Annotated in this window: 21 protein-coding genes; 10 read left to right on the forward strand and 11 right to left on the reverse strand. The window is 43.2% G+C overall.

Annotated features, from left to right (window positions below):
* Positions 1-33: 33 nt before the first annotated feature.
* The 5 genes from ABD960_RS11925 to ABD960_RS21005 are packed head-to-tail and all read right to left on the reverse strand — an operon-like array spanning position 34 to position 5,556.
* Entirely contained in the window at positions 34-1,116 is a 1,083-nt protein-coding gene (locus ABD960_RS11925) for a porin (protein ID WP_345331381.1), read from the reverse strand.
* A gap of 31 nt (positions 1,117-1,147) precedes the next feature.
* Positions 1,148-1,705, reverse strand: coding sequence for a potassium-transporting ATPase subunit KdpC (gene kdpC / locus ABD960_RS11930; protein WP_345331382.1), 558 nt, complete (start codon positions 1,703-1,705; stop codon positions 1,148-1,150).
* Between the two features lie 7 nt (positions 1,706-1,712).
* Positions 1,713-3,737 carry a potassium-transporting ATPase subunit KdpB gene (gene kdpB, locus ABD960_RS11935; RefSeq protein WP_345331383.1) on the reverse strand — a complete coding sequence of 675 codons (2,025 nt, stop codon included), beginning with the start codon at positions 3,735-3,737 and terminating at the stop codon, positions 1,713-1,715.
* Positions 3,738-3,750: 13 nt separating this feature from the next.
* Positions 3,751-5,466 (reverse strand): potassium-transporting ATPase subunit KdpA, encoded by a 1,716-nt coding sequence (gene kdpA / locus ABD960_RS11940; RefSeq protein WP_345331384.1) that lies wholly within the window; start codon positions 5,464-5,466, stop codon positions 3,751-3,753.
* 12 nt (positions 5,467-5,478) lie between these two features.
* The gene (locus ABD960_RS21005) at positions 5,479-5,556 is read right to left on the reverse strand and encodes a potassium-transporting ATPase subunit F (RefSeq protein ID WP_425563480.1); all 78 of its coding nucleotides are present in this window, start codon (positions 5,554-5,556) and stop codon (positions 5,479-5,481) included.
* A gap of 1,378 nt (positions 5,557-6,934) precedes the next feature.
* Between ABD960_RS21005 and ABD960_RS11945 the strand changes: the two genes are divergently transcribed.
* Both ABD960_RS11945 and ABD960_RS11950 read left to right on the forward strand, forming a co-directional pair.
* Positions 6,935-7,429 carry a hypothetical protein gene (locus ABD960_RS11945; protein WP_345331385.1) on the forward strand — a complete coding sequence of 165 codons (495 nt, stop codon included), beginning with the start codon at positions 6,935-6,937 and terminating at the stop codon, positions 7,427-7,429.
* Between the two features lie 222 nt (positions 7,430-7,651).
* Complete coding sequence (locus ABD960_RS11950) at positions 7,652-8,053, forward strand: hypothetical protein (protein ID WP_345331386.1); 402 nt, start codon at positions 7,652-7,654, stop codon at positions 8,051-8,053.
* A 14-nt stretch (positions 8,054-8,067) separates the two neighbouring features.
* Here ABD960_RS11950 and ABD960_RS11955 read toward each other — a convergent pair whose 3' ends face one another.
* Positions 8,068-9,063, reverse strand: a complete 996-nt coding sequence (locus ABD960_RS11955) for a hypothetical protein (protein WP_345331387.1) — start codon at positions 9,061-9,063, stop codon at positions 8,068-8,070.
* A gap of 132 nt (positions 9,064-9,195) precedes the next feature.
* On the opposite strand from ABD960_RS11955, the gene ABD960_RS11960 reads away from it, so the two are divergent.
* From ABD960_RS11960 to ABD960_RS11970, 3 genes are all read left to right on the forward strand, one after another.
* Positions 9,196-9,786, forward strand: a complete 591-nt coding sequence (locus ABD960_RS11960) for a hypothetical protein (protein ID WP_345331388.1) — start codon at positions 9,196-9,198, stop codon at positions 9,784-9,786.
* Positions 9,787-9,874: 88 nt separating this feature from the next.
* Entirely contained in the window at positions 9,875-10,924 is a 1,050-nt protein-coding gene (locus ABD960_RS11965) for a hypothetical protein (RefSeq protein WP_345331389.1), read from the forward strand.
* A gap of 112 nt (positions 10,925-11,036) precedes the next feature.
* The gene (locus ABD960_RS11970) at positions 11,037-11,606 is read left to right on the forward strand and encodes a hypothetical protein (protein WP_345331390.1); all 570 of its coding nucleotides are present in this window, start codon (positions 11,037-11,039) and stop codon (positions 11,604-11,606) included.
* A 75-nt stretch (positions 11,607-11,681) separates the two neighbouring features.
* Here ABD960_RS11970 and ABD960_RS11975 read toward each other — a convergent pair whose 3' ends face one another.
* The 5 genes from ABD960_RS11975 to ABD960_RS11995 form a co-directional block, all read right to left on the reverse strand.
* The gene (locus ABD960_RS11975; protein ID WP_345331391.1) at positions 11,682-12,899 is read right to left on the reverse strand and encodes a hypothetical protein; all 1,218 of its coding nucleotides are present in this window, start codon (positions 12,897-12,899) and stop codon (positions 11,682-11,684) included.
* 637 nt (positions 12,900-13,536) lie between these two features.
* Positions 13,537-15,255 (reverse strand): IPT/TIG domain-containing protein, encoded by a 1,719-nt coding sequence (locus tag ABD960_RS11980; protein ID WP_345331392.1) that lies wholly within the window; start codon positions 15,253-15,255, stop codon positions 13,537-13,539.
* Between the two features lie 15 nt (positions 15,256-15,270).
* Positions 15,271-18,501, reverse strand: a complete 3,231-nt coding sequence (locus tag ABD960_RS11985; RefSeq protein WP_345331393.1) for a TonB-dependent receptor domain-containing protein — start codon at positions 18,499-18,501, stop codon at positions 15,271-15,273.
* A 267-nt stretch (positions 18,502-18,768) separates the two neighbouring features.
* Positions 18,769-19,887: a FecR family protein gene (locus tag ABD960_RS11990; RefSeq protein ID WP_345331394.1), complete on the reverse strand. Its 1,119-nt coding sequence runs from the start codon at positions 19,885-19,887 to the stop codon at positions 18,769-18,771.
* 61 nt (positions 19,888-19,948) lie between these two features.
* Positions 19,949-20,641 (reverse strand): RNA polymerase sigma-70 factor, encoded by a 693-nt coding sequence (locus ABD960_RS11995; RefSeq protein ID WP_345331395.1) that lies wholly within the window; start codon positions 20,639-20,641, stop codon positions 19,949-19,951.
* A gap of 338 nt (positions 20,642-20,979) precedes the next feature.
* On the opposite strand from ABD960_RS11995, the gene ABD960_RS12000 reads away from it, so the two are divergent.
* The 5 genes from ABD960_RS12000 to ABD960_RS12020 all read left to right on the forward strand — a co-directional run bounded on the left by ABD960_RS12000 (position 20,980) and on the right by ABD960_RS12020 (position 24,611).
* Entirely contained in the window at positions 20,980-21,936 is a 957-nt protein-coding gene (locus tag ABD960_RS12000; RefSeq protein ID WP_345331396.1) for a DUF6268 family outer membrane beta-barrel protein, read from the forward strand.
* 14 nt (positions 21,937-21,950) lie between these two features.
* Positions 21,951-22,139 carry a hypothetical protein gene (locus ABD960_RS12005; protein ID WP_345331397.1) on the forward strand — a complete coding sequence of 63 codons (189 nt, stop codon included), beginning with the start codon at positions 21,951-21,953 and terminating at the stop codon, positions 22,137-22,139.
* Positions 22,132-23,187, forward strand: a complete 1,056-nt coding sequence (locus ABD960_RS12010; protein ID WP_345331398.1) for a fumarylacetoacetate hydrolase family protein — start codon at positions 22,132-22,134, stop codon at positions 23,185-23,187. Before ABD960_RS12005 ends, ABD960_RS12010 begins: the two co-directional genes overlap by 8 nt.
* A 162-nt stretch (positions 23,188-23,349) precedes the next feature.
* Positions 23,350-23,931 carry a Crp/Fnr family transcriptional regulator gene (locus ABD960_RS12015; RefSeq protein WP_345331399.1) on the forward strand — a complete coding sequence of 194 codons (582 nt, stop codon included), beginning with the start codon at positions 23,350-23,352 and terminating at the stop codon, positions 23,929-23,931.
* A gap of 95 nt (positions 23,932-24,026) precedes the next feature.
* Positions 24,027-24,611, forward strand: coding sequence for a Crp/Fnr family transcriptional regulator (locus tag ABD960_RS12020; RefSeq protein WP_345331400.1), 585 nt, complete (start codon positions 24,027-24,029; stop codon positions 24,609-24,611).
* Positions 24,612-24,644 lie beyond the last annotated feature (33 nt).

The raw sequence follows: 24,644 nt of genomic DNA on the forward strand, positions 1-24,644 counted from the left end.
GGTCAACAAAACTAAAACTAAATCCTTAAATCATTAAAATGCAACCACGAAGCTGGCCGTGATCAACGGGTTGTTATTGACCGCCGTATTGTTGCGGATAAATATTTTGTCTTTGCTGTCGTAAACCTTACCTTCCAAACGGATCACCGCATTGGTGATCGGTGAATAATCCAGGTTCAGCGAGTATCCCTTGGTACTGAAACCATTGGTAGTACCGGTGGCTATGATCATCCCGTTCTTGTCCTGATAGTATTCGAAGCGCCCGGCCATGGCCCAATTATCGGCCAGTTGGTAACGTACAATGGCTACCGGAGATATTATATGGTTGGTCTCGTCGCTGCCCTTGGCTTTTTGCTGGGTACCGTAATCAAAGCCCGCGGTTAGCCCCAGCTTATTAGTCAACTGAAAAACACCATAAAAGTTATGGTAAAATCGGCGGACGCGTACCGAGTCAGCACCTTCAGTTCCCAGGTAATTACTGTAATTCAGCGTGATCTTATCTGTTGCTTTGTAATAAACCTGCACACCACCCGCCGGACGGCTATTGCCATCCTGGCGGTTAATGCGTTGCCAGCCATTTAAGTAAAGACCGGCAAGGGTCAGTTTCCCATCATTGGTAGTGTAGGTCAGCTTCGCACCCGATTCATAATAAGGCGTATTTTCTGATGAGATATTTCTGGTTAATACCCAGCAGTCTTTCGAAATGGCGCTCTCAAAACCTATATGCGATGAGAAGATACCCGCATCCAGCCACAAGTTGGCCGTTTTTGAAACTTTGATGCCGGCATTGGCCTCATAAATATTCTTTAAAACACCTTGTTCAGCGGCCAGGTTAGCATTGGCATACGTGCCCGCCATCAACGCAAGGTTTGCACGGATGCTGCCATTGTCATAGTTGGCTTTTATAAAAGCCAGGTTGGCACTTACTTCGTTGTGGCGATTATGTGAATAAATAAAGCCCGGGCGCGTGTTGTTCGACGGTTTATTAAAATCGTAACCATAATACAGTTCAGCATAGCCGCTGATGTTTAGATTGCTTGACTTCTTTACCGTGTCTTGCGCAAGGGCAGATAAGGTGCAGCCCAATACAGCTGCACCAATTAAAAATTTTTTCATTTTACAAGTAGTATAGAGATATGTCGGACGCTTATTTATTCAGCTCGTCCAGCGCTATATTTAATTTCAACACATTGATTGTTGACGGACCCAAAGCTGGTTTTTCGGTATGTTCCTCAACCAGTTTTGTGATCTGCTCAACGCTTACACCGCGATCCTTTGCAACACGCTGGATCTGGATCTGTGCACCTGCCGGAGATATGTCCGGATCAAGGCCGCTGCCACTGGCTGTTACCATGTCCGCAGGGATGTCGCTCTTCTTTAAATAAGGGTGGTATTTTAACAGCATATCCACGCGGTCGCTCACCTGTTTAAGGTAATTCGGGTTGGTTGAGCCTTTGTTAGAACCAGCTGAACCGGCAGCGTTATAATCCACTGCCGAAGGACGGCCCCAAAAATAGCCGGGCTTGTCAAACTTTTGGCCTACATCGGCATAGCCTACAACTTTTCCATTCAGGCTGATCGTTTCGCCGTCGCCTTTGCCTTTAGCTAATTTGCCTACGGTAGAGATCAGCAAGGGATAGATCACACATAGCAATACGGTTAAAACAACGGTCAAGCGTATTGCGGGTATAAAGTATTTTTTCATTTTTTGATTAGATAAATAGTCCAACTAAAAGGTCGATCAGCTTAATACCAATAAAAGGCGCTATCACCCCACCTAAGCCGTAGATCAATAAGTTGCGACGCAATAAAGCGCTGGCACCGATCGGTTTATATTCCACGCCTTTTAAAGCTAATGGAATCAGCATCGGGATAATGATCGCGTTAAAGATTACCGCCGATAGGATCGCGCTTTCCGGACTGTTCAGGCCCATGATATTCAGGTGCTGCAATGCTGGTATCGAAGCGATGAATAAAGCCGGAACGATAGCGAAGTATTTGGCTACATCGTTAGCGATCGAGAAGGTGGTCAAGGTACCACGGGTGATCAGCAATTGCTTACCGATCTCTACGATCTCGATCAGTTTGGTCGGGTCGTTGTCCAGGTCTACCATGTTACCGGCTTCTTTGGCCGCTTGGGTGCCGCTGTTCATGGCTACGCCAACATCCGCCTGGGCCAGTGCCGGTGCATCGTTGGTACCGTCGCCCATCATAGCTACCAGTTTTCCGGTAGCTTGCTCGTGCTTTATGTAGTTCATCTTGTCTTCGGGCTTGGCCTCGGCAATAAAGTCATCTACACCAGCTTTCTCTGCGATAAATTTGGCGGTAAGCGGGTTGTCACCGGTCACCATAACCGTTTTAACACCCATTTTACGCAGGCGCTCGAAGCGTTCGGCAATTCCGGGTTTAATGATGTCCTGCAATTCGATCACGCCCAGTATGTTACTGTTCGATGAAACTACTAAAGGTGTACCGCCGTTTGATGAGATCATTTTCACACGTTCCTCTACTTCCGCAGGTACCTGCTTTCCGGCTTTTTGGGCCAGGTTGCGCATCGAGTCGAAAGCACCTTTACGAATGGCATGGCCATCGGGGGTGTCGATACCGCTGGAACGGGTTTCCGCTGTAAATTTGATAAACTGAGAATCCTGCGGGGCACTTGGCAACTTGATGTGGGTTGCAGCCAGTTCTACAATAGATCTACCTTCGGGGGTTTCATCAGCCAGCGAGGATAGTACTGCTGCATGCACCAGGTCATCCGCCTGAACACCTGGCGCTGGCCAAAATTGTGTAGCCTTACGGTTCCCGATAGTAATCGTACCGGTTTTATCTAATAATAAAACATCGATATCACCGGCGGTCTCTACAGCCTTACCGGATTTAGTGATCACGTTTGCCCTCAGTGCACGGTCCATACCTGCTATGCCAATGGCTGATAATAAACCGCCGATGGTGGTCGGTATCAGACAGACGAATAATGAGATCAGTGCTGCAACCGTGATCGGCGTATTCGCATAATCTGCAAAGGGTTTTAGCGTTACACACACGATAATAAAGATCAGGGTAAAGCTGGCCAAAAGAATGGTCAAGGCAATCTCGTTTGGTGTTTTCTGGCGGGAAGCGCCTTCCACCAATGCGATCATCTTGTCCAGGAAGCTTTCGCCCGGTTGTGTGCTTACCTGAACCTTGATCTTATCAGATAAAACCTTGGTACCACCTGTAACCGATGATTTATCACCGCCTGCCTCGCGAATAACGGGAGCAGATTCACCGGTGATAGCTGATTCATCGATCGTTGCCAAACCTTCGATGATCTCGCCGTCAGTTGGAATAGTATCGCCAGGCTCACAAATAAAGACATCGCCTTTTTTTAGTTCATTCGATGATTTGGTGATCACCGAACCGTTACTCATCACTTTGGCCGGTGTTTCTTCGCGGGTCTTACGTAAGCTGTCGGCCTGTGCTCTACCACGTGCTTCGGCGATCGCCTCAGCGAAATTAGCAAAGAGCAAGGTTAGCAATAGTATCAGAAAGATCAGCATGTTATATGCGAAAGAGCCCTGGTCTTTATGGGTCAAACTGTAGAAAGTTACATAAGCCATAATGACGGTACCTACTTCCACGGTGAACATTACCGGGTTGCGCAGCATTACCTTAGGGTTCAGTTTAATGAACGACTCTTTCAAAGCGGTTTGAACAAGAGCCGGTTCAAACAATTTATTAGATTGATTTTTCATTTTATTCAAACTATTATCTCATGGAAAAATACTCGGCCAAAGGACCTAAGGCCAGTGCCGGGAAGTAAGAAAGCGCATTCAGCACCAGGATCACGGCGAACGTCATCAAACCGAAGGTCATGGTGTCCACACGCAGTGTACCGGCAGACTCGGGTATATACTTCTTTTTGGCCAGTAGGCCAGCGATAGCTAACGGACCGATGATAGGCAGGAATCTGCCCAGGATAAGCACAAAGCCGGTTGATACGTTCCAGAAAACATTATTATCACCCAAACCTTCAAAACCTGAACCGTTGTTGGCATTGGCCGAGGTCATCTCGTAAAGCATTTCTGAGAAACCGTGGAAGCCAGGATTATTTAGCCAGTTCGATGGTTTAACCGCCCAGTCCGCATTGCCGTAATTGGTAAATACAAATGCAGCAAGCGCAGTTCCGGCCATGATCAGAAATGGACTGAGCAAGGTAATTAGGGCAGCAATCTTTACTTCGCGCGCCTCTACCTTGTGGCCCAGGAATTCCGGGGTGCGGCCCACCATCAGACCGGAGATGAATACAGCAATAATGAGATAAACAAAATAATTCAGGATACCTACACCGCACCCTCCAAAGAACCCATTGATCATCATGGCGAGCAATTGCCAGGCGCCCGTCAAAGGCATTGTACTATCATGCATGCCATTCACGGATCCTGTTGAGGTCACTGTGGTTAATGTGCTCCAGTAGGCCGTAGCAATTGGCCCGAATCTCACCTCTTTGCCTTCCATGGCCCCCGTGGTTTGGCTTACACCCATTTTTTCGATCATCGGATTTCCGCCCACTTCACTGCTAATAGATGGGATCATGAGCATCATAACGCCCAGCATCATCACCGTGAAAATGGTCCAGCTTAATTTTTTACGGCGGATAAAGAAGCCGAATGCCAGGATCATCGCGGTAGGGATAATAAATTGAGCAACAATCTCTGTCATGTTGGTCAGGTAGTTAGGATTTTCCAGCGGATGCGCAGAGTTTACGCCAAAATAGCCACCGCCATTCGTGCCGAGGTGTTTGATGGCAATCATCTGTGCGGCCGGGCCGCGTGATACATTTACGGTATCACCCTGCATGGAAATAAACTGATCTTTTCCGGCGTAGCTTGATGGCGTACCGTTGAAAGTCAGGATCAGCGCTACAACGATGGACAGGGGCAGTAAAAGACGGGTTATACTTTTGATAAAGAAGTCCCAGAAGTTGCCTATGTTCTCTGTGGTTTTATCACGGAATGCTTTGAATAGGGCTACCGCAGCGGCAATACCAGTTGCCGCGCTGGTAAATTGCAGGAACATGATGATAAATTGCTGGGTCAGGTAGGTCAGCCCGCTTTCGCCGCTGTAGTGCTGCAAGTTACAATTCACCACAAAGCTGATGATCGTATTGAAAGCCAGGTCTGGCGTCATTCCTGGGTTGCCATCCGGGTTCAGTGGAAGCTTGTCCTGGTATATCAGCACAAAAAAGCCGTAAACCAACCATAAAAGGTTGATTGCAAGCATGGCTTTCAGGAACTGTTTCCAGTCCATAGGTTCATTCGGGTTAACGCCGCCCAATTTAAACAGGCCGCGTTCGAGTGGTTTCATAAAATCTGTCCAAACGCGTTCGCCGGCGAACATCTTGGCCAGGTACCTACCCAGCGGAACGGCGATGAGCAGGGTCATCAGGAAGGAGGCGACAACGCCTAAGATCTCTGAATTCATGGTTAATGTAGTTTAGAATTTTTCGGGTTTAAGCAGGACGTATATCATGTATAAGAACACTGCGATTGAAATAATGAATAATGCGATCATGTCTTTAAATTTTAGATCTTTTCGAACCAATCAACGGATTTGCAGAACAGCCACATACAGACGATGATGGCCAGAACAAGTAGTAATGTGAGCATAACTATAAACTTTTGATACAGCTAATGCCAAATAAGTGCCAGTGAGATTTTCATAAACTTAACTGCCTGTTATACAATTAAATATTGTGTATTATAAAAAAGCAGAAACTAAAAAACCCTTTCAAAATGGAAGGGTCTTTTTCATTAGGAAAGGGTAATGTCAATTCACCTGGTATCACTCCAGTTTACGGCAAAAGCGTCGTCAAACCGGTATTAAGCAACGGGCCGCCTCTGTCTTATTTCCGCGGGTATACTGATGCTCTATAGTTCGGCGATAAAGCCCTCACTGAAACCATCAATACGCTTATCAGCCTTGCTGGCAAAACGCTTTTAAAAAAATAATTGGTAAGCAGTTCAGTATCTGCCCTACAGCCATTCAAATAGTAAATTTTTCAGTTGGGCACAATACCCTAAAAAGCAACAATAACGAGAACCCGCAATAAACGTAACTAAGAGGTTTACCGGACTTTGACCAATGCCATATCAGGTACCACCTCCTATCCACGTTGAGCTCTTTTTTGCGTGTTGAACGAGGGACTAAAAGCATCCATGATCTGTTTTTTGTGAACACCTGTTGCCAATCAGGTGCCAAAACCCTAATGAAAATATAGGCTCCTGATAATTATATATTTAAACAGAAGCCATCGAATATTTACATATGTGATACCCTTTCAAAATGGAAGACTGATTGCCATTTTGCGTACGTCTGTTATAATCTTTGTAATTTCAGCGGAGGGCGGTCTTTAACCGACGAGGGGTACTGCTCTAGGATCATATTGCTTCTGTTCTAAACCGTAATAAATGCCATCGCTGACACCAACTCCCTTAAGGTTGCAATGTGTGCGGATCAGCAGGGTCTTCCATGCAAGGGATGGATTAAAGTTGATATCACCTAATCCGACGGCCAGCGAGGCATCTCTTACGTCAATAATGGAGAGCCTTGCAAACGCAATGTTCTGGTTATATTCAGAGCTTCAGGAAAGCGTAAATTGTAGCTTTCAGCAAATGTTTAATTATGATGGCAGCTAAACAGGTTACATTGATATGTACTTTTTTCGTTATTCTTCAAATATTTTACTGAACATACCGATTGGTGTATATGTTATCTATAGGCTAATCACTTCAAATTCATGAAAAACATCACTTTAAAACATTTATTGTTCTTTGCATTTTTCGCAGTTTTATATTTAAGTGCTTGTAATCAGCATGATTCAAATAACAACAAAGCTGTAAAAAAAGCGGCTTCCAGCCCAAAGGCCAAAGCTAAATCGCCTTTTACACAGGTGAATACATGGATTGACGATTTTAAAAACTTCAGAACAGCGGTTTATCAACAGGATGTTGCCAATATGAAGACGTACTTCAACTTCCCTGTCGTTGCCGACACCACGCAAATTTGGGAAACTATTTATGAAAGTGTAGAGGAAAGCAAACGCCCGCAAACTAATCCGGCTACATTTACAGAAGCAGATTTTGAAAAGCATTACAAGCAACTATTTAACATCGCCTTCCTTCAAAGCCTGCTAAAAGTTAAAAGCGAGCAATTATACCAGACTGGCGAGTATACCACACCATCAATAAAAAAAGGAGATCAAAGCTTTTATATGCTTGCTCGCTACGACAAGGCAACGGCCTCATTGCAATTATCTGTTATGTTTTCCGGATGGAAAGATGAAAACGGCGATGAAATGAGTGAGGGCGAGTCGGCAGTTATATACTTCTTTAAAGTTGCCGATAATAAATATCTGAAATTTGATAAAATATTGTTTGCCGGATAACCGGCCTAATGAAAGTTTAAATGCATATATACCTTACTTGAGCGGTGCTGCGCTTTTGTTCATGCCTGAAATACAGAAAGAGTTGAATGCCACTTAACGTTACCGCGGCGTTGAATAAGCTGTCATCACGTTTACGACAGGATAAAGCATAATCAGCATTTTGCCGTTGAAGTAAGCCTGAATTATGGGCCTATGTAAATCAAGAAAAATTAATTAAATACCATGCTGCCAACCGCGAAAATTATAAGATCAACTTTTTTAGCAACTATCGTTTCTGTAATCTTCATGACCAGTGCTTATTCGCAGGAGTTAAGAGCGAATAGCCCCAAAGAAAAAATAGTGCTTTCCAAAGTTGCCGCTTTGCCGGAGGTTCAGCAAAGGGCGAGGGAAATCAGGTTAAAAAGCAAAGGCAAAACGCAAATTACGCTAATGGTTAGTGCACAACCTGATATAAATATTCCATATTATCAGGTTAACGTGAACGATAACGCGCCCTCATATGATAATTATTATCAGTTTGCCGTTGACCCTAAAACGTATGAGATATTTTATTACAATGCCAAGACTAACCGCCAGTATAGTTTAACAGAATGGCGTAAACAACGCAATAAAGCCTATAAATAGTATCTTAGGTATTTTTAAATATCCATTATACTATAAAACTCTTTAATAAAGCGGTCAATACTTTTTTCCCTGAAGAGAGAAGCAACCGTAAAAGGAACCTCTTTATTGTTCTTTTCGGGCACTACAAATATCAAGTTGACCGATGTACGTACATAGATCAGGTTAACGGTATGCCGTATAGTTTGTATACCCGCAAAGTTTACAAAATTGTACTCTTTATGGAAAAACTTGAATAGTCCGGTCCGCTTTACTGTTCCAGCCTGCGGGTCAAATATCAACCTTGTAAAAGCCGCATTGAGAAACACCAGTCCAAACAAGAAGAACAATGCAATGCAGATTAAAATCGCGAGAAAATTATCAGTTGGTACGGTAAACAGCCATAAACCTGCACCTAACAAAATTATCCCGGTTATAAGTGCGCCAATTTTATTGCTTTTAACCACATATGTGCCTCCTGTTTGCTCAAAGTATTTATAAGAAGTAATAGGCTCAGCAACAAAGTCAGCCGGACTGTCATGCTTGTCCAGGTAGCCATGAATAACCGGTACAGCTTCCTCTACAAAAGCAATAGCGTTAGGGTCATCACTCCGGGTATATGCTGATGACACGATAATACCCTTGCCATAACGGGATTTTTTACGGTATAAGCTGTAGTTGTAACTGCCGGTGGCAATACCGCTAACTACATCTATGCCATGCAATTCGGCAAACGGAATAGTCTTGGTCGGTAAAAAACCCATAAATAGTTTGCGCATACGGCCCCGGCGGTTATCAAATTCAATATAAGTGTTTGCCGCACCCCAAAACAGAATAACGATTAGCAGTATGAGTAATACTATAGGCAAGGAATCCGTGATGGAAACATTTTGATAGTGCATATAAAGAAATAAAAGGCCAGTACCTAATACAGCCATAATGGGCACAAAAATGTAAAACACACCAATAGGGTAAATCAACACGCGATCAGGTTCTATTTTCCAACGGGTTTTGGCCAGGCTTTTTAGTGACATGAGGTTAACATTTTACTTTCGGTATTTAAACAGCAGATACGGGCTAAGGTTTGCACAATATGCAGGCACGCATTCAAACATTTTAAGAAAGAAATGTTTTATAATGCAACTGAACATATTAAAGTATTAATAATGCGTTTACAACATCTACTTATCTTATTACTTGCAGCAACCAGTGTACCTGCCTTTGCACAAACGCCTAAATTGACCGTAGCCGTTCCGGCTAGCATGAAACAATTTGTTTTAAAGGGTTACAAGGTGCTCGACATTACCAAAGGCGATTTGAACCGGGATGCTTACCCGGATGCAATTATGGTGCTTTACAAAAAGGGAGAAGAGAAAACCTCAGACGTTATCGATCACCCTGAGAAAAGGCCGTTGCTGATTTTGTTTGGGCAGGCTGATAAAACTTACAAAGTAGCCAATCGAAGCGATAACGCAGTTTACTGTGTTGATTGCGGCGGGCAAATGGGCGACCCTTTTACCGGCATTACTGTTAAAAACGGATACTTCTCAGTTGAGCATTATGGCGGTTCGGGGCAGCGATGGACGCGCATTATTACTTTCAAATATAACCCTGCTGCTAAAAATTGGCTGCTGCATAAAGACGGGCACGAGTATTTTGATGCCACTGAGCCGGATAAGCCTGTATCGAAAATTGAAACTGTGAAAAACTTTGGTAAAGTACCGTTTGAAAAATTCAATATTTACAGAGAACGTTAACACACTTACTCCATTTCCGACTGGACGCTTTTTAAGCAAATGCATGCTTGCTTAATACACTCAACATTCGTGGATTTACTTTACTCCTATGAAAATCAAATACTTGTTATTTTACGCCATTGTGCTGCTTGTAATTAGTCAAACATTAACCGCGTGCCGTAAAAAGGAAAAAGATGAGCCTGCACCTGAAGCCCGTTCAGATGTATATGCAGCCGGTCGCGACGGTTACAGGGCTACCTATTGGAAAAATGGCGCTACTGTCACTTTGGGTAAAGGGCCGGGAAGTTCTGATGCCAACGGGCTGGCTATTTCAGGTAATGATGTGTACGTGGCCGGATACGAAATCAATAACAAATACGTAGCCAAATATTGGAGAAATGGTATAGCTACCAACCTTTCAAACGGAACTAACGATGCCATGGCCAATGACATTTTTATTAAGGGCGATGATATCTACATTGCCGGACAGGAACGGGTTAATGGCCGTTGGCAGGCAAAGTACTGGAAAAACGGAACACCGGTTGCATTAATGCCAGATCGGGCTGGCAGCATTGCGAGTGGCGTAGCTGTAGTTGGTAATGATGTTTACCTTATTGGCGAACGCAACCCTGATATTAATACATCGTTGGCATGTTATTGGAAGAATGGTAACCGCGCCGATCTGTCTAACGCCAAGACCAGCGCGGCATATCAGGCCATTTCTGTTTCAGGCAGCGACATTTATATGATTTGGTCGGGAGCCTACAATCAATTTGGGAAGCTTCAAACCAATTATTCCAAGAATTTGGGTAACCCGGTAAAGATAGTTGATGGAACCGAAGATGTTACCGGAACTGCCATAGCAGCCAGTGGCAACGACATCTACGTGGCAGGTTGGGGACCGGCATCAGGCAATAATCTCCTATCAGCAAAATACTGGAAAAATGGCGCCCCTGTTTTGCTTGGTAATAAACAGGGTAGTGCATTTGCATTGAGTATTGCGTTAGCTGACAACGACATTTATGTAGCCGGATGGCAGGAAAATAGCCAGGCAGGAAAGGCATCTACAGCCACATACTGGAAAAATGGAACTGCGGTTAACCTGACCAACGGTAATAATGATGCACTTATTAGAAAGATTGTTGTGGTTAATAAATAAGTGTTTGCTCAACCGTGAAAGCCTTATCGTTAAGTCAACTTATAAGAAACAGATTATGTACGGTGTCAGAATAATTACAAACCATATCATAACAGGTTGCTCATTATTGTTGATGCTTGTATGCTCAACATCATTATTTGGCCAAACCGGAACCTATCAAAAGAAAATCGACAACGGGGCTTACGGCGCCGTTTCGTTCCAGCGAAAGGGCAACCGGGTGAATGCTGAGATATTTACCTGGTGGAATACACATAACGCACAAATGGGCTATTATAGCGGGAGCGGCATATTACAAGGCAATGTATGCGTACTGCGTAGCGACGAAAATGACCCGGGATGTAACGTTACATTAACCGTAGTTGATGAAAAGATAGAAGCAAAGTTTTCAGGCTGCGCGACCGACCACCTCACCGAAGACTTTAACGGATTATACACTAAGTTCACCGATGCCGTGCCCGGTGAATATGTGGTGACTATACCTAAGGCTTATTTTTACAGAAAGCCTGATGCAGGAACAAAACTAAAAGCTTACGTGCTAAAAGGCGACAAGGTAACGCTTGACATGGATCGCATTACCGCAAGTAAGGGTAACTGGCTATACGTTTATTTTACCGGAAAAAACGGTAAGGATACTGCAGGCTATATGAAACTGTCTGATCTTAAAAAGGCGGATTCGTTTTAATTTCTTTAAGCAACGGCAGGGTCAAAAATTGTAATGATAACAGCGGCTGGAAATCAATGGTTTGATTCTAAATCATTATTCTGTCCGGCTTAGTTGGTAATCGTTTATCATTTTGCCGGTGTTTGAAACCACAATCACCCCATGCACATAATCAGCTTCTTCATCTTTGCGGTACTCAATGGCAAAGCCTTGTTTGCATTTGGTGGTGGTGTACAGGTAATACTTGTCTGGTGGTAAGGCCCAGTTTATCTTACCGTTTTGTACATTAATGCTTTGTACGGTAATGGGCGAACTGGTTGAGGCAGTTGTGTTAACAGTGATCAGCAGGTTTTCGGCATCCTGATAAATGATCTTCGGATCAAAATATTTCCTGCCTGGGGTAAGGTCACGCTGTGTCAGTTTTCCGGTCGTGCTCGAATATTTATTTTCTATCAACTGGTGATATTTATTCTCGTCGGTCCAATTGCCTAAATAACCAAACTCAAAAAATTGTCGATCAAATTTTGTTTTCCATACCTTCTCAGCCTCATCTTTATCAGTTGCTAACAATTTTAAGGTTGGAAAATAGTAATAACTACTGCCTTCATTATTCATGATGTTAATCATGTCCTTATAAAAATCAAATTCCAGGCGCGCAATGCCGGAGCTTAATTGTGGGTAATCCTTAAAAAGACTTTTAGTTACGTCATTGATATTGTTATTACGGGCATCCAACTGAAAAATATTGGTATTACAGCCAATAGCATAGGTCAGATCAGGCCGGTACGTTTTAAAAGTTAACCCGCAACGTAAACTGGTGCGATAGTCGCCTTCCATTACCCGGTCTTCAATCACCTTTCCGTTGGCGGCATTTACGAATTGTGCGTGCATTTCCAATTCGCTTTTGCCATTGCCTTTGTCGATATGGTCCGCTCCAATCCGCAGGTAAACCGGATCGCCGGTAGCAGTACTTTGATAAACCACGTTGCTGTACTGCATGCGGGGTGTTTTATAGGTAACGTTAGAACTGTAAATATTTTGCCGTTTTGGTTGAAACATCATTACTGCAAAATAGGCTACCGCAATAAACACCACTGCGCCTACCAGAATAAGCAGCGGCAATTTGGTACTAATAGGTGGTGAACTGCTGTATTGCGGCACCGACCGCGCCTGATGGTGATAAATATGCACATCATTGCTATCCAAAAAGTACTCTGTACCGCAGTTTTCGCAGCGGTAAAAATCTGGCTTTACTTCTGTTTTTTCTACGCTGCCGCAATGCGGGCACTTGATCGCTTTAATATCTCTGGCCATTTGCCTCATAAACGTTTAATGATCGTTTTGAGTTTTGAGTTTTAACTACGTGAAAAGGTCCTTTTTGCAGTTTCTTCTCCGGGTCAACGATCAAAAAACCATTTGCTTGTGCAACTGAACTTATCTGAAACACGTTATTGGTGAAGGTTTTTTCAAATATTCTAAAAGCTAAGGTTAGATAAACCGCGCGCAAATCAGCTCCTGCAACTTGATAAGATTTGGCTCACCTATTAATTGAGAGCAAATGCGGTAAGATCTTGTTCCGCACAATATTTAAGCTTGAAATATAATATACAATAACGAGCAAAATCATTAGTCTCCTGTTCTTTCTTACTGTAATCTTCACACCCTCAATTTTTGATAATGACATCTTTTTTTCATGTGATAACATTTGCCCAGCTTCATGATAAAATATAAACCAAAATTGATTATTGGTTTATATAATGATCTGTTATTTGAGTCAAGGCATCCCTGCAGATCCAGCGGGTGGCACCCTAATTGTTGCTTGATTGAGTAAATGGTCTCACTACTTCATAATTTGATGTTTGTCTTTCGTGTTACTCATGCTACTTTCTATTTTCCAATTATCTGGATTAAGTACCGGCTCGCTTTACACCAACCAAGCCGGTACTTAAAATTACCAAACAAATATTTTACTGTTTATACCGTCCTTTAAGGTACCTGAGTTTTGAGGATTACCACCGTCAATATTAATACTTTGTAATATGTTATCACGGGCTCCCGCCGCGTCTATCCAATATATCCTGTTAGCTTGTGCGTCAACCACCATATTATTCAATAGGTGCAGCGGCTCAAGCGTGTGTATCTTTTTAGGAGCTGATCCGCCGTTGGCATTTACGCTTAATATACTAAACACTGTGCCGCCGGCAGGCTCGCTCTCAGAAGCTGCGTAGTAAAGCTGATCATTTACAAATTGTAATGTAAAAGCACCTCCTATCCTAGTAACCACAGTGCTTACTAAGCCGCTAATCGCATTTATACGGTCAATATTCAATGAATATTCACCTGTCTGACTATCATAAAACTCATACAATACATATAATAACCTGCCATCCGGCGTGCCGGTTATTGCAACAACATTACTCTCATAAACCTTTAGGGTTTGCAAATTACTACCATCAACACCAGCACAATGGATAGTGTTATACAGATCTTTCCAAAATATCCGGTTACCCTGTATTTCAATCAGGGAAAACCCATTGGCATCACTAAAGGCAGTAGTTGACTGTCCGGTAGCCATATCCACGTAATTTAAAGACATACCGTCTGAGGTGTAATAAACGCGATTGTTGGATTTATTGGTAGCAAAGGTTGACACATTGGGTAACACATTAGCCGACGCCAGCGGAGCACCCGCTTTCAAAGTGAGCGCATTAAGCTGTACGCCATTAATTATATAAAGTAAACGCTTATCGGTTACCGTACTGTTCGCACTAATGGCAGCCAAGTTTGATGCCAGTCCTTCAATCTCCACGCTAATAGTACTTTGTATAAAGTATGGCACAACTACACTAATTTTTGTTGCCGTTTGCGCTCCATTACCGTTAACCAGGGTACCTTCTAATTGAGTGCCATCTTGTGCCGTAAAAAGCACCCGCCGATTGTAAAAAAGTTCTCCGTTGGCCCCCACGTCGCCAAAATTCCGTCCGGTGATGGTAATAACGGAGCCATAACTTGCAGAGGCCGGGGTGACTGAGGTGATATTAGGCGCATCAATAACCACGTTGAACCGGCCTGTTGCAAGCATAACCGGTTTTTCCGGGTCAGACGGGTTAATTAATTGCAGGTATAAGTTACCGTTAACAGCCTTTTGCGGAACTTTAAACTTTATTTCTTGTGCGTTTTTACTGATTACCATCGCTTCTGTTGTGCCACCTGCAGCTGTAAATAACACCTTTTGTACTTTATTTAAAGCTCCTGCTGCGGTAATAGTCATTTCATCACCCGCCCGACCGCTGTTTACAGATAATTGATAACCAAACACATGTACCGGTGGCGACGAAATTAACTGCTCACCATCAAAACGCTTCAATTTAAAAGTATAACTACCATCAGGGAAGTAGAACGGATCGATTTTTACATCGATGCCGTTAGGCATTTCTTCATAGGCAAGTGCATTACCATTGGCTGATACCTCTGTTAACCTGCGCATACCCTGCCCTCTTATACTTAAAACCTGCCCTGCAAGCAGGCTATCGCCCGGAGCAAAGCGTTCAAAAATAATAGGTAGCCCAAGAGATACCGTGGATATCTCGTCATACTCTTTTTTACATCCGGAAAATATAACCATCGCAAGCAGCGAAACCGGAAACAATATGTATTTGAACAACTTCATAGTATTTTTATAAGGTTAAAGTTTAAAGTTTAGGCCAAGTGAATAATAAGCGCCCAGACGATACCTATATTCAATGTAATCCTGCACCTGGCCGCCGTTTGCCGTTAATACGGGCCCACTTTTGGTGTACTTGTTATCGCCATCCGCGTCGCGGCCAAGTTGTATTGGCTGGTTAAACAGGTCTTGCACGCCTGCCCTGAGCGTGATCCTTTTGTTAAGGCGCTGCGTAATCGAAACATCCAATACCGCGCGGCCAAGTTCATAGCGGTCTGCATTAAACGTTCCGCCTACAAATGCAAGTTTCTGGCCGGTAATATTACACAGCAGCGAGACCGATGTGCCTGATTTTGAACGATCAAAGTACAACCCGCCGTTGATAAGGAAGGGGGTAGCGCCTTGCATAGGCCGTTTTTCGGAAGCAGTTTCGTATTTCGGTTCTTCTGCACTCAACCGGCGTACCGTTTCAGTAAACAGATAACTGCCGTTAGCTATCACCGAGAAATAGCGCATAAAATCAACAGGAATAAAACGCAGGCTTTGGCGCATTTCAGCTTCTATGCCATAAACCTTACTGTTTGGCGTGTTACGAAAAGTCAAAGCATCGCTTTCAAAATTTGATGCCGCGACTGAATATCGTTCAATGGCATTGGTAATCTTTTTATAATACCCGCCTAAAGTCCATTGCTGCCCTTCAGCCGGATAATATTCAACCCGCAGGTCGTAATTGTCGAGCGTTGCAAATTTCAGCTGACTATTCCCGGCGATATTAGCATCAAGGCGGTTGTCATAATAACTCAATTCAGCGCTTTCTCTGAACTCCGGCCTGTTGATCGATTTTCCGTATGAGCCGCGTATCTGTAATTTATCGGTTACATGCCAGGTAACATTCAGGCTGGGCAACCAATATAGTTTGTCAATATTAAGTTTGGTGTTGATACTGTCAAGCGTATTGGTAATAGGATTTAACCGAGCCTTGGGTGTGCCGTCGGCTTTAAGATTTTCAACTGTGTATCGATTGTAATCGGCTCTTAAACCGCCATAAACCATCACTTTATTGTTAAACAAAGGTATAGTTAACGTAGTATAACCGGCAAAAACCTTACTGTTGCCGTTATAGCCGCTGGCTGCCAGGTTAACATCTACCATAGACAGGCCATTGCCAATACGATCTGGGTTAACCCAATCAGACATCCGCTCAAAAGGCATATAAAACTTTCCCTCCAGGTCGCCAAGCGAGGGTTGGGTTTTACGTATACCTATTACCCTGGACATATTATCCCGGTTACGCAATTCCATAAAACCTCCGGCAAGCAGCTTTATACCGGCAGGCAATTGAGTATTATAGTTAATGGTTCCGCTCCAGGCTTTTTCGCCGGTACGATAATAGCGCATGGCATTGCGCGTAATCCCGGCATTGCTACCGGCGGTCCCGTTTCGGCCTTGAAAAAAAACCACATCATAATAACCAGTAGAATCAATAGGGTTTAGCTCCCAAGGCTTTTTGCCCGAACTGCCGTCGCGGTAGGCTTCTAAATAATTACTATAAAAAAAATCGCGTTGGCCCGGTATGCGTTCATTAGTATAGGCATAACCGGCAATAGCATTTATAAAAGATGTTCCTGCATCGTTTAGTAAAATGTTAGTGCTGAGCTGCGAGGAATACAAACTGCGCTGGGTGTATTGATCAAAAATGGTGCGACCCGCGTAATTGCCACCCATTACTATTCCATCACTAACACTTACCGCGTTATCAGCATCCTGTGTAAACAGATTTTTCCACTCGATATTAACCCGTTTACTAACGGGGTACATAAAATTTTGAATGGCACTAAGCGATACCGACTGGTCAAAGTTTTGAAACTGAAAATATGTAGGCAGCGTACCCGATGAAGAATTTGAACGAATTAGCGTGGGCGTATTTTGAGCATTAGCATTTGTGTAACTCAACAACGAAATACTGTTTAAATACTGGCTTCCTACGTTGAACCGGTTAAGGTATGTCATTACCAAACGCACGTCTGGTCGGGCTGTTTTTGTTTGCAGGTCAAAATTTGGCCTGATGATTTTTCTGCCAAACTCATCGGGTATCGGCGTGGCAAGTTCTAACGATGCAGGCGGCAAATCTTTTGGTAAATCACGGTCGTTAGCGCCAAACGCCAGTAAGTCCATGGCACTGCCTGCGTAAGTATAGTAATTTTTGCCGGTTGACCCTGGCCGGTATTGCGATGATATCTGGATGTCGAACTGCTTTTTGTCAACTGCATGCTTGGTGGAAATATTGACTAAACCGCCAGATAATTCTCCATACAATTCCGGCGACTGAGATTTGTAGCTTACAATACGGTCAATTACGTTGGAGTTGATCATATCGTAAGAGAATGACCGTCTGTCACTCTCAGCACTTGGTGCTGGCAAACCATTTAAAAACGTAACCGAATATCGGGGGTCTAATCCGCGTACCTGTATAAAGCGATTGTCAGAAAGGATTATGCCGGCAAACCTGCGCATTACCTCAGCCGAACTTCTGTCGAACGATTTAATAATCTGTTCGTTAGAGATAGCCGAAACAATGGTGGGCGCCTTTTGGATTAGTTCAACTATTTGACGTTCATTAGTGTGATAAGTTGGGCTCGTTCTGAAACTGCCTGATATCACCACTTCAGATAAGGCGTTTTCTCCGGGTTGCAGCGCAAAATCTAAAGCGGTTAATTGTCCATCCTTAATAATTACCTGTTCATGAATCAGCGTTTTATATCCAACAAAACTGGCTTGTATAGTATAAGTTCCTGATTCAAGCGAAATGCTGTAGCTACCATCAGTTTTTGATGTTGTACCAATGGTCCGTCCGATTAAAGTTATACTAACACCAACCAGCGTTTCGCCGTTTTTCGCATCAGTAACCTTTCCGCTAACCCAGCCTGGCTGAACTTTAGCTTGTTGAAAGCTTACTGCGGCATTGCCGCGTTTCAGTACAATGTTATTTCCAATAATTTTGTATTCGATATCTCCACGGGTAAAACATGCTTTAAGTGCGTTTTGTAAGCTCGCATTACTTACTTTTACAGTTATTCGTTCATTTTTAAGTTCCTGCTCTGTGAAAAAAAATACAAACCCGGTTTGTTTTTTAATCAGATTGGTAACTTTTTCAAGCGGCGCATTGGTTTCCTGCAAGGTAATTTGCTGGCTTAAGCTTTTCGCGCTGACCTGTACCAAGGCCAGTATGATGAGCAGGGTCGAAATTTTCATCACACGGTTAATTTGTTTGAATGAGCGGCGGTCATAACATCGCCATGCTGCTGAAACGGCAGTAAAAATCATTAACTTTGAATGTTTGGGTTAACTAATTAATTCGCAAAATTGATGTTCCCGTTATTGGGTCGTTAGCTCCGTACATTTGCCGTATCAGTGGTTCCAAGCACTGCTGCGGCTTTTTTGTGAGCGTTCTTGTAGCTTAGTTTCAAGATAGATGATACTTCATTTTTGATTTATTAAATTTTTATCTGATTATTTTAGTTACGGTTTCACAATAATTTTTTTGCCATAAGGCGTATTTACGATTTGAAATTTCACTTTGCTGAAACTAAGTATCTCCAGCACCTGCGATGCATTGGTGCTACGATGGATCTCGCCGTTAAAAGTGACGTCAGGAATACCGTTCGGATATTCAACAGTTACGTTATACCAGCGTGAAAGCTGCCGCATTCCCTGATCTATTGGAGTGGTATTAAATTTGAATAGCCCGTTTTTCCAGGCAATAACCTGCTCAATATCCGTTTTAGATACTTTTATCCTGCCTTTGTTTATGGTTGCCTGTTTACCCGGTGTTAAAGTAACCTGGTCGTTTACCCGCATACTCCCCTCTATCAACGTAGCTTTAATATTTGGTTCGTCATCATATGCATTGATATTAAAGCTGGTGCCGAGGTCTTCAATAACGTTGCCTTTAACGCTTACCCTGAATGGCATGGCGGCGTTATGCTTAACCTCAAAATAAACCTGGCCGGTAATTTCTACGCGGCGCTGGCGACCGGTAAAGTTTACGGGATATTTAATTGACGAACCTGCATCCAGTATTGCAACTGTTCCATCTGCTAGCTTAAGCGGATAAAAGTTACCCGCGCGGGTAACCACTACATTGTATTGCGTGCTGCTGGCAGGAGCATCAGCTTTATAAATTATTTGGTTATCAGCTGTTTTAATGATTTTTGTTTTACCCTCGCTTGCTATATTACCGGTTTTTGCATCGTGAAGATTTATCTTCCTTCCATCAGATAATAATAGAATAGCCGATTGATCGCCAGGCGATATATCTGGTTTAACCTGAGCAACGTGAACAGACCGGAAATTTGTTTTATTAAAGAATAAATAACCGCCTGCGCAAATGAAGAATAAAATGGCGGCGGCAGCGGCAATGCGCGGCCATATGTTAACAGTTCTCTGCTTCGCCGTTCGGCTCAATATAGTGGCACGAATTTCGGCACTTTTGTTATTAATCGTTTCCTCAGTCGGGTAATATTGGCATTTTTCTAATTCGTTAAGATACCAACTTTCAACCCAGGCTTTTTCCTTGGCTGTTGCTTCTCCGGCCACATACCGGCGTATCAATTCTTCAGGTGATTGCTTTTCTTCCATGTACCCGCTATAAGCGTTTTATATACATGTAGGTTAAGTTGGGTTACTTTCCCGAAGCTTTTTAGATTTTTTTTAAAACTTCCGAAATTAGTTCGCTGCCGAATAAGGCTCCGGAGATTTGGAGCATGTTAAGTTTCAGCTTAAGTTCCCTTAAAGCTAAACTCACTTGATTCTGAACCGTTTTTTCTGAGACGTTTAGGGCAAGGGCAATTTCAGCCGTGCTCATACTGTCTTTTCGGCTCATTTCATAGATTTGCTTTTGTTTGGGAGGCAGTGTGCTCACTAATTCATCTATTGTTCGGAGTAATTCTTTTTCCCTTAATTGCTCATCGGTTATTGCCCGCCCTTCTTGCATAAAGATACGGAGCGAGTCGGCATAATCCTGACGTACTTTTTTCCTATCTAAAAAATCAAAGAAACGATAACGGACAGCGCGTGCCAGATAGGGCAACAGCCCTCCCTGTATAATAATTGTTTCCCGATGATCCCAAATCTTTACAAACACTTCCTGTACCAGGTCGGCAGCATCATCCTCATCCCTTACCAGCTTACATGCCTGGATGAATAATACAGACCAATAACGATCAAATATTTCTGTGAAAGCCGTTTCATCATTGCTTTTAAGCAAATGAAGCAATTGCTTGTCTGAAAGAGCATTATGGTTCGGCATTTCAGTGGCTAAGTAACCGCAAAGAAAAAGATTGAATGTAAACTCATTATTAAATATAAGCATAAAGCGGGGGCCAGCGCTCATATGTATGGCTTTTAGCTTGCGTGGTACAGCAGCTTAACTTTCTGCCTCGATTTTTTTGAATGGATTTGGTATCTATGGGAAATTCAGCATCGGTAAAAAGTAATCAGCGAATAAAAAACAAATAACCTGAATAACGACGATATAGCATTGCGCCTACAGATCAATTAAGAAGTTATAACATGCCACCAGCTCCAATTTACCATGGGCTTAATTGGAGCCATCGAAAATAAGTTCACATCCACTATTTTCGTTATTGATAAACATCAATGAGTTCTGAGACCGGTCACAATAGTTTTGTTGCAATCCAATAAGGATGACAACATTTAATATCGTAACAAATGAAACTCAGCACTCGCTGCCTTAAATCAACCCATCTGATCAGGCATTTCCTTTATTCTGCAACAGCATTTCTGTTGGTACTTTTAACTGCTGAAGCAAGCTTTGGCCAGGGTTATGTAGAAGGCGTAACCATTAGCTACGAGCACATGCCGATGAAGATCGAAACACTAAACGGTGAACAGAAATTTACCGGTAACAATCTCAAGATCGGCACCTCGGTACCCATATTTCTGACACCCAATAAGTCCGAGTACCTGATCGTAGGCGGCAACCTCGAAGCTTTCAATTTCTCAGGAACACATCCCGACTTTGATGTGAAACGCGTTTACAGCATCTCGCCCACATTTGGTTACAGCACCATGGTCAGCAAATCCTTTAACCTTACCGCCTTGCTCACACCCACCATGAACAGTGACTATAAGGACATAAAAGGCTCTGACATCAAGTTTGGCGCGATACTTCGCGGAACGTGGAAAGCGAGCGACAATATCAGCTGGAAAGCGATATTAGGTTATCGTCGGCAATTTTATGGTCCGCAGTATGTTGTTTTGGTCGGTATGGATTGGAAGGTAAACGATAAATGGCAAATATTCGGCGATGTACCGCATAGTCTCACAGCAAGCTATGGCGTCAACGAAAAGGTGAATGCCGGCTTCAACCTTTTCGTGCAAAATTCAACTTACGGGTTAAACAAGCAGGACCGTTATTTTGAATATAACACGGTTAACCCAGGCCTTTTTGTCGAGCGTTATATTTCACCTAAATGGGCGGTAAGGGTCACCGCCGCTTATACGCTGATCCGTAATATGGAGATCTACAATAAAACAGATAAGGCCAAAGGCTTTATTGACTTCTATGAGTTAGGTGACCGTAAAGATCCGATCAACCCGGAAGTATCTACCGGATTAGCGTTTAAGATCGGGCTGAGCTATCGCATAATTCCAGGTAAAAAGTAAGCAAAAATTTTATCATGATCACGACCAGAATAATTATTGGTTTGGTGGCTGGCTGCTTCCTGACAATCATAAACATTTATCCCGCCTACGCAGAAATTTTGTCTCACTGGAATACTTTGAAAGTCGGCAGATTGCCCGTCGACAGTGATGACCGCATGGTTATGCTTGCAGATAGCCCTGGCAAAAAAAAAACCGATGCTTAAAAAACCGGAAGAAGCGCTCACGTTAAGCCGGTTCAGCAAAGACGGGCAGATTCACACCCTTGCTGTATTGAGCGACAATGGCGAACAGGTTTCAGGCGTTGACCTTAGCGCTGCATTGAAGCGATACAACCAAAATGCTTTCGATGTAATCAGCGGTCTGGCATTTGACGACGTGGTGAAGATCATACGTTCAGATACTGCAAACACTATTGTTCCGTATCAGGATCTGCTGCCAAGCGTTGTAGGCGAGGCGCATTTAGCCATCGGGATCAATTATGCGGAACATGGTAAAGAAACCGGGCAGGTCAGGCCTTTCATGTTCCCTAAGATCGTAGAGACAGATCCGGCTATCCATCAATTAAAATATACTAAGGGCTGGCTACTTGACCACGAGGTGGAACTGGGCATAGTTTTCCCTTCAGCAGTATGCTATGCTACCGATCTGAATCACAGCATGATAGGCTTCCTTGTTGTGAATGATTTCACCGATCGGGCTACGCTGATGCGCAAAATGGATAGCCGAAACGTAACTGGCGGCAAAGGTTTCCCTGATGCGAAAAGTAAAAACGGATTTTTACCAACCGGCCCTTATATGGTTATCCCCAAAAACTGGAGGGCGTTTGTGAACGAACTACATTTGACGCTTTCAGTCAATGGTCATATTCGCCAGAGCGGGTATGCGAAAGATATGGTTTGGAACATCGATAAGATCATTGAGCGATCCCTGTCAGTTAAAGGTGAGCGAAAAAGTTATTACCAGGATAAAATGGTAAAGCTATTCGAGGGTGACTGTATCCCGGCTAACAGTATCATTATCACAGGTACACCTTCGGGTGTGGTGTTTAACGCACCAGCAAAAGGGTTCATTTTTGGCGCCGTCGCCAAATACATTTTTACCGGCGGCTTTTTTGGTAATAAAATGCACCCTTATATTTTGCAGCAATATTTAAAAAAAGAACGCTCTAACCCCCGTTATCTCCAGCCTGACGATCACATCGAAACCTCCATCAACTTTTTAGGAACGATCAAAACAACCATCAAAAATTAGTAAGTATTTCCTACCTAAGCAACCGGTATTTTAAACGGGTCGATCAGCATTAATGCTAACGGCCTGTTTTTATGTTTTGATGACTTGTCTCATTCAATTTGTATATTGCAGCTACGTTGAATGGACAGATCGTACCGTTCAACCCAATCATAATCAGCTCACATGAACGATCCTCAATATCTGAAAAAAATAGAAATGTTCATCAAACAGATCGTTCAGCCCAATGCGGAAGAATGGGCGGCTTTCGCGGATATCATAAAATTCAAGAAACTAAAGAAGAAAGAGCTGCTTTTACAGGAAGGGCAAACCTGCAATTTTATCGCCTTTATCAATTCCGGCGTTATCAGGGAATATTCGTTTCAGAATGGCAAGGAAACCACCGTTGATTTCGTTTCAGAAAACCAGTTTATAACCGATTATCAAAGCTTTATTATGCAAACGCCAACCATGCAATACCTGGAAGCGCTAACCGACGCTGAATTGCTGATCTTAAGGAAAGACGGTATCAATTCACTCTTCGACCGGTATAAAATTTGGGAACGCTTCGGCAGATTGATTATAGAACGCGTGTTTTGCGGCGTGGAGGCAAAACGCAAAAAGATCATTGCCACTACACATGAAGAACAGTACCGTGATTTTGCGGCCGCATACCCGCAAATTGTTCAGCAGGTACCTCAGTATTACATTGCCTCGTATTTAGGCGTAACGCCCGAGCATTTAAGCAGGATCAGAAAGAAGGTTTAACACGCCACAAGTATAACTCTTACGCCCATAGCATAAATATGGCAACACAAACAAGTTTCATTTATATTTGGGGGCCGTTTGAAAGGTAGCTATAAATGTACGAGGTAATTACACGATCATTACGCAAACTGGTTGATTTCACCGATGAAGAGCTTTTTTTGTTTATGCAAAAGCTTAAACCGTTGAACCTAAAAAAGCATGAACTTTGTTTGAGGGAAGGCCAGGTATGTAAATACATGGTACTGGTACACAAAGGCGGCCTCAGATACTTTTCAAGGGGTGCAAAAGGAGATCACACTCTTGGGTTTGCTTTTGAAGGCGAATGGCTTGGAGATTATGAAAGCTTTTTACTGCAAACCGCTTCCGGCTGCCTGATTGAAGCACTTGAAGATTGCGAACTTTTTACCCTGAGCTATCCGGACATGCAGGCCCTTTACCAGCATAGCCAGCGTTTTGAAAGATTTGGCCGCATCATAGCCGAACAGCTTTTTTTAGCTACGGCTAAGAGTAAAAGTAACCTCATGATCCAGACCGCTAAAGAACGCTACATAGCACTGTTAACCAGCCAGCCACATATCTTCGAAAGGTTGCCCCAGCACCTCATCGCATCCTACCTGGGCATACAACCGCAAAGCCTGAGCCGTATCCGCGCCGATGTAGCTAAGATGAAGTTAACATAGGTTAACAAAATTCAATCATTTCTTAACCCCGCC

It is taken from the genome of Mucilaginibacter defluvii, from assembly GCF_039543225.1.
GTDB lineage: Bacteria > Bacteroidota > Bacteroidia > Sphingobacteriales > Sphingobacteriaceae > Mucilaginibacter > Mucilaginibacter defluvii.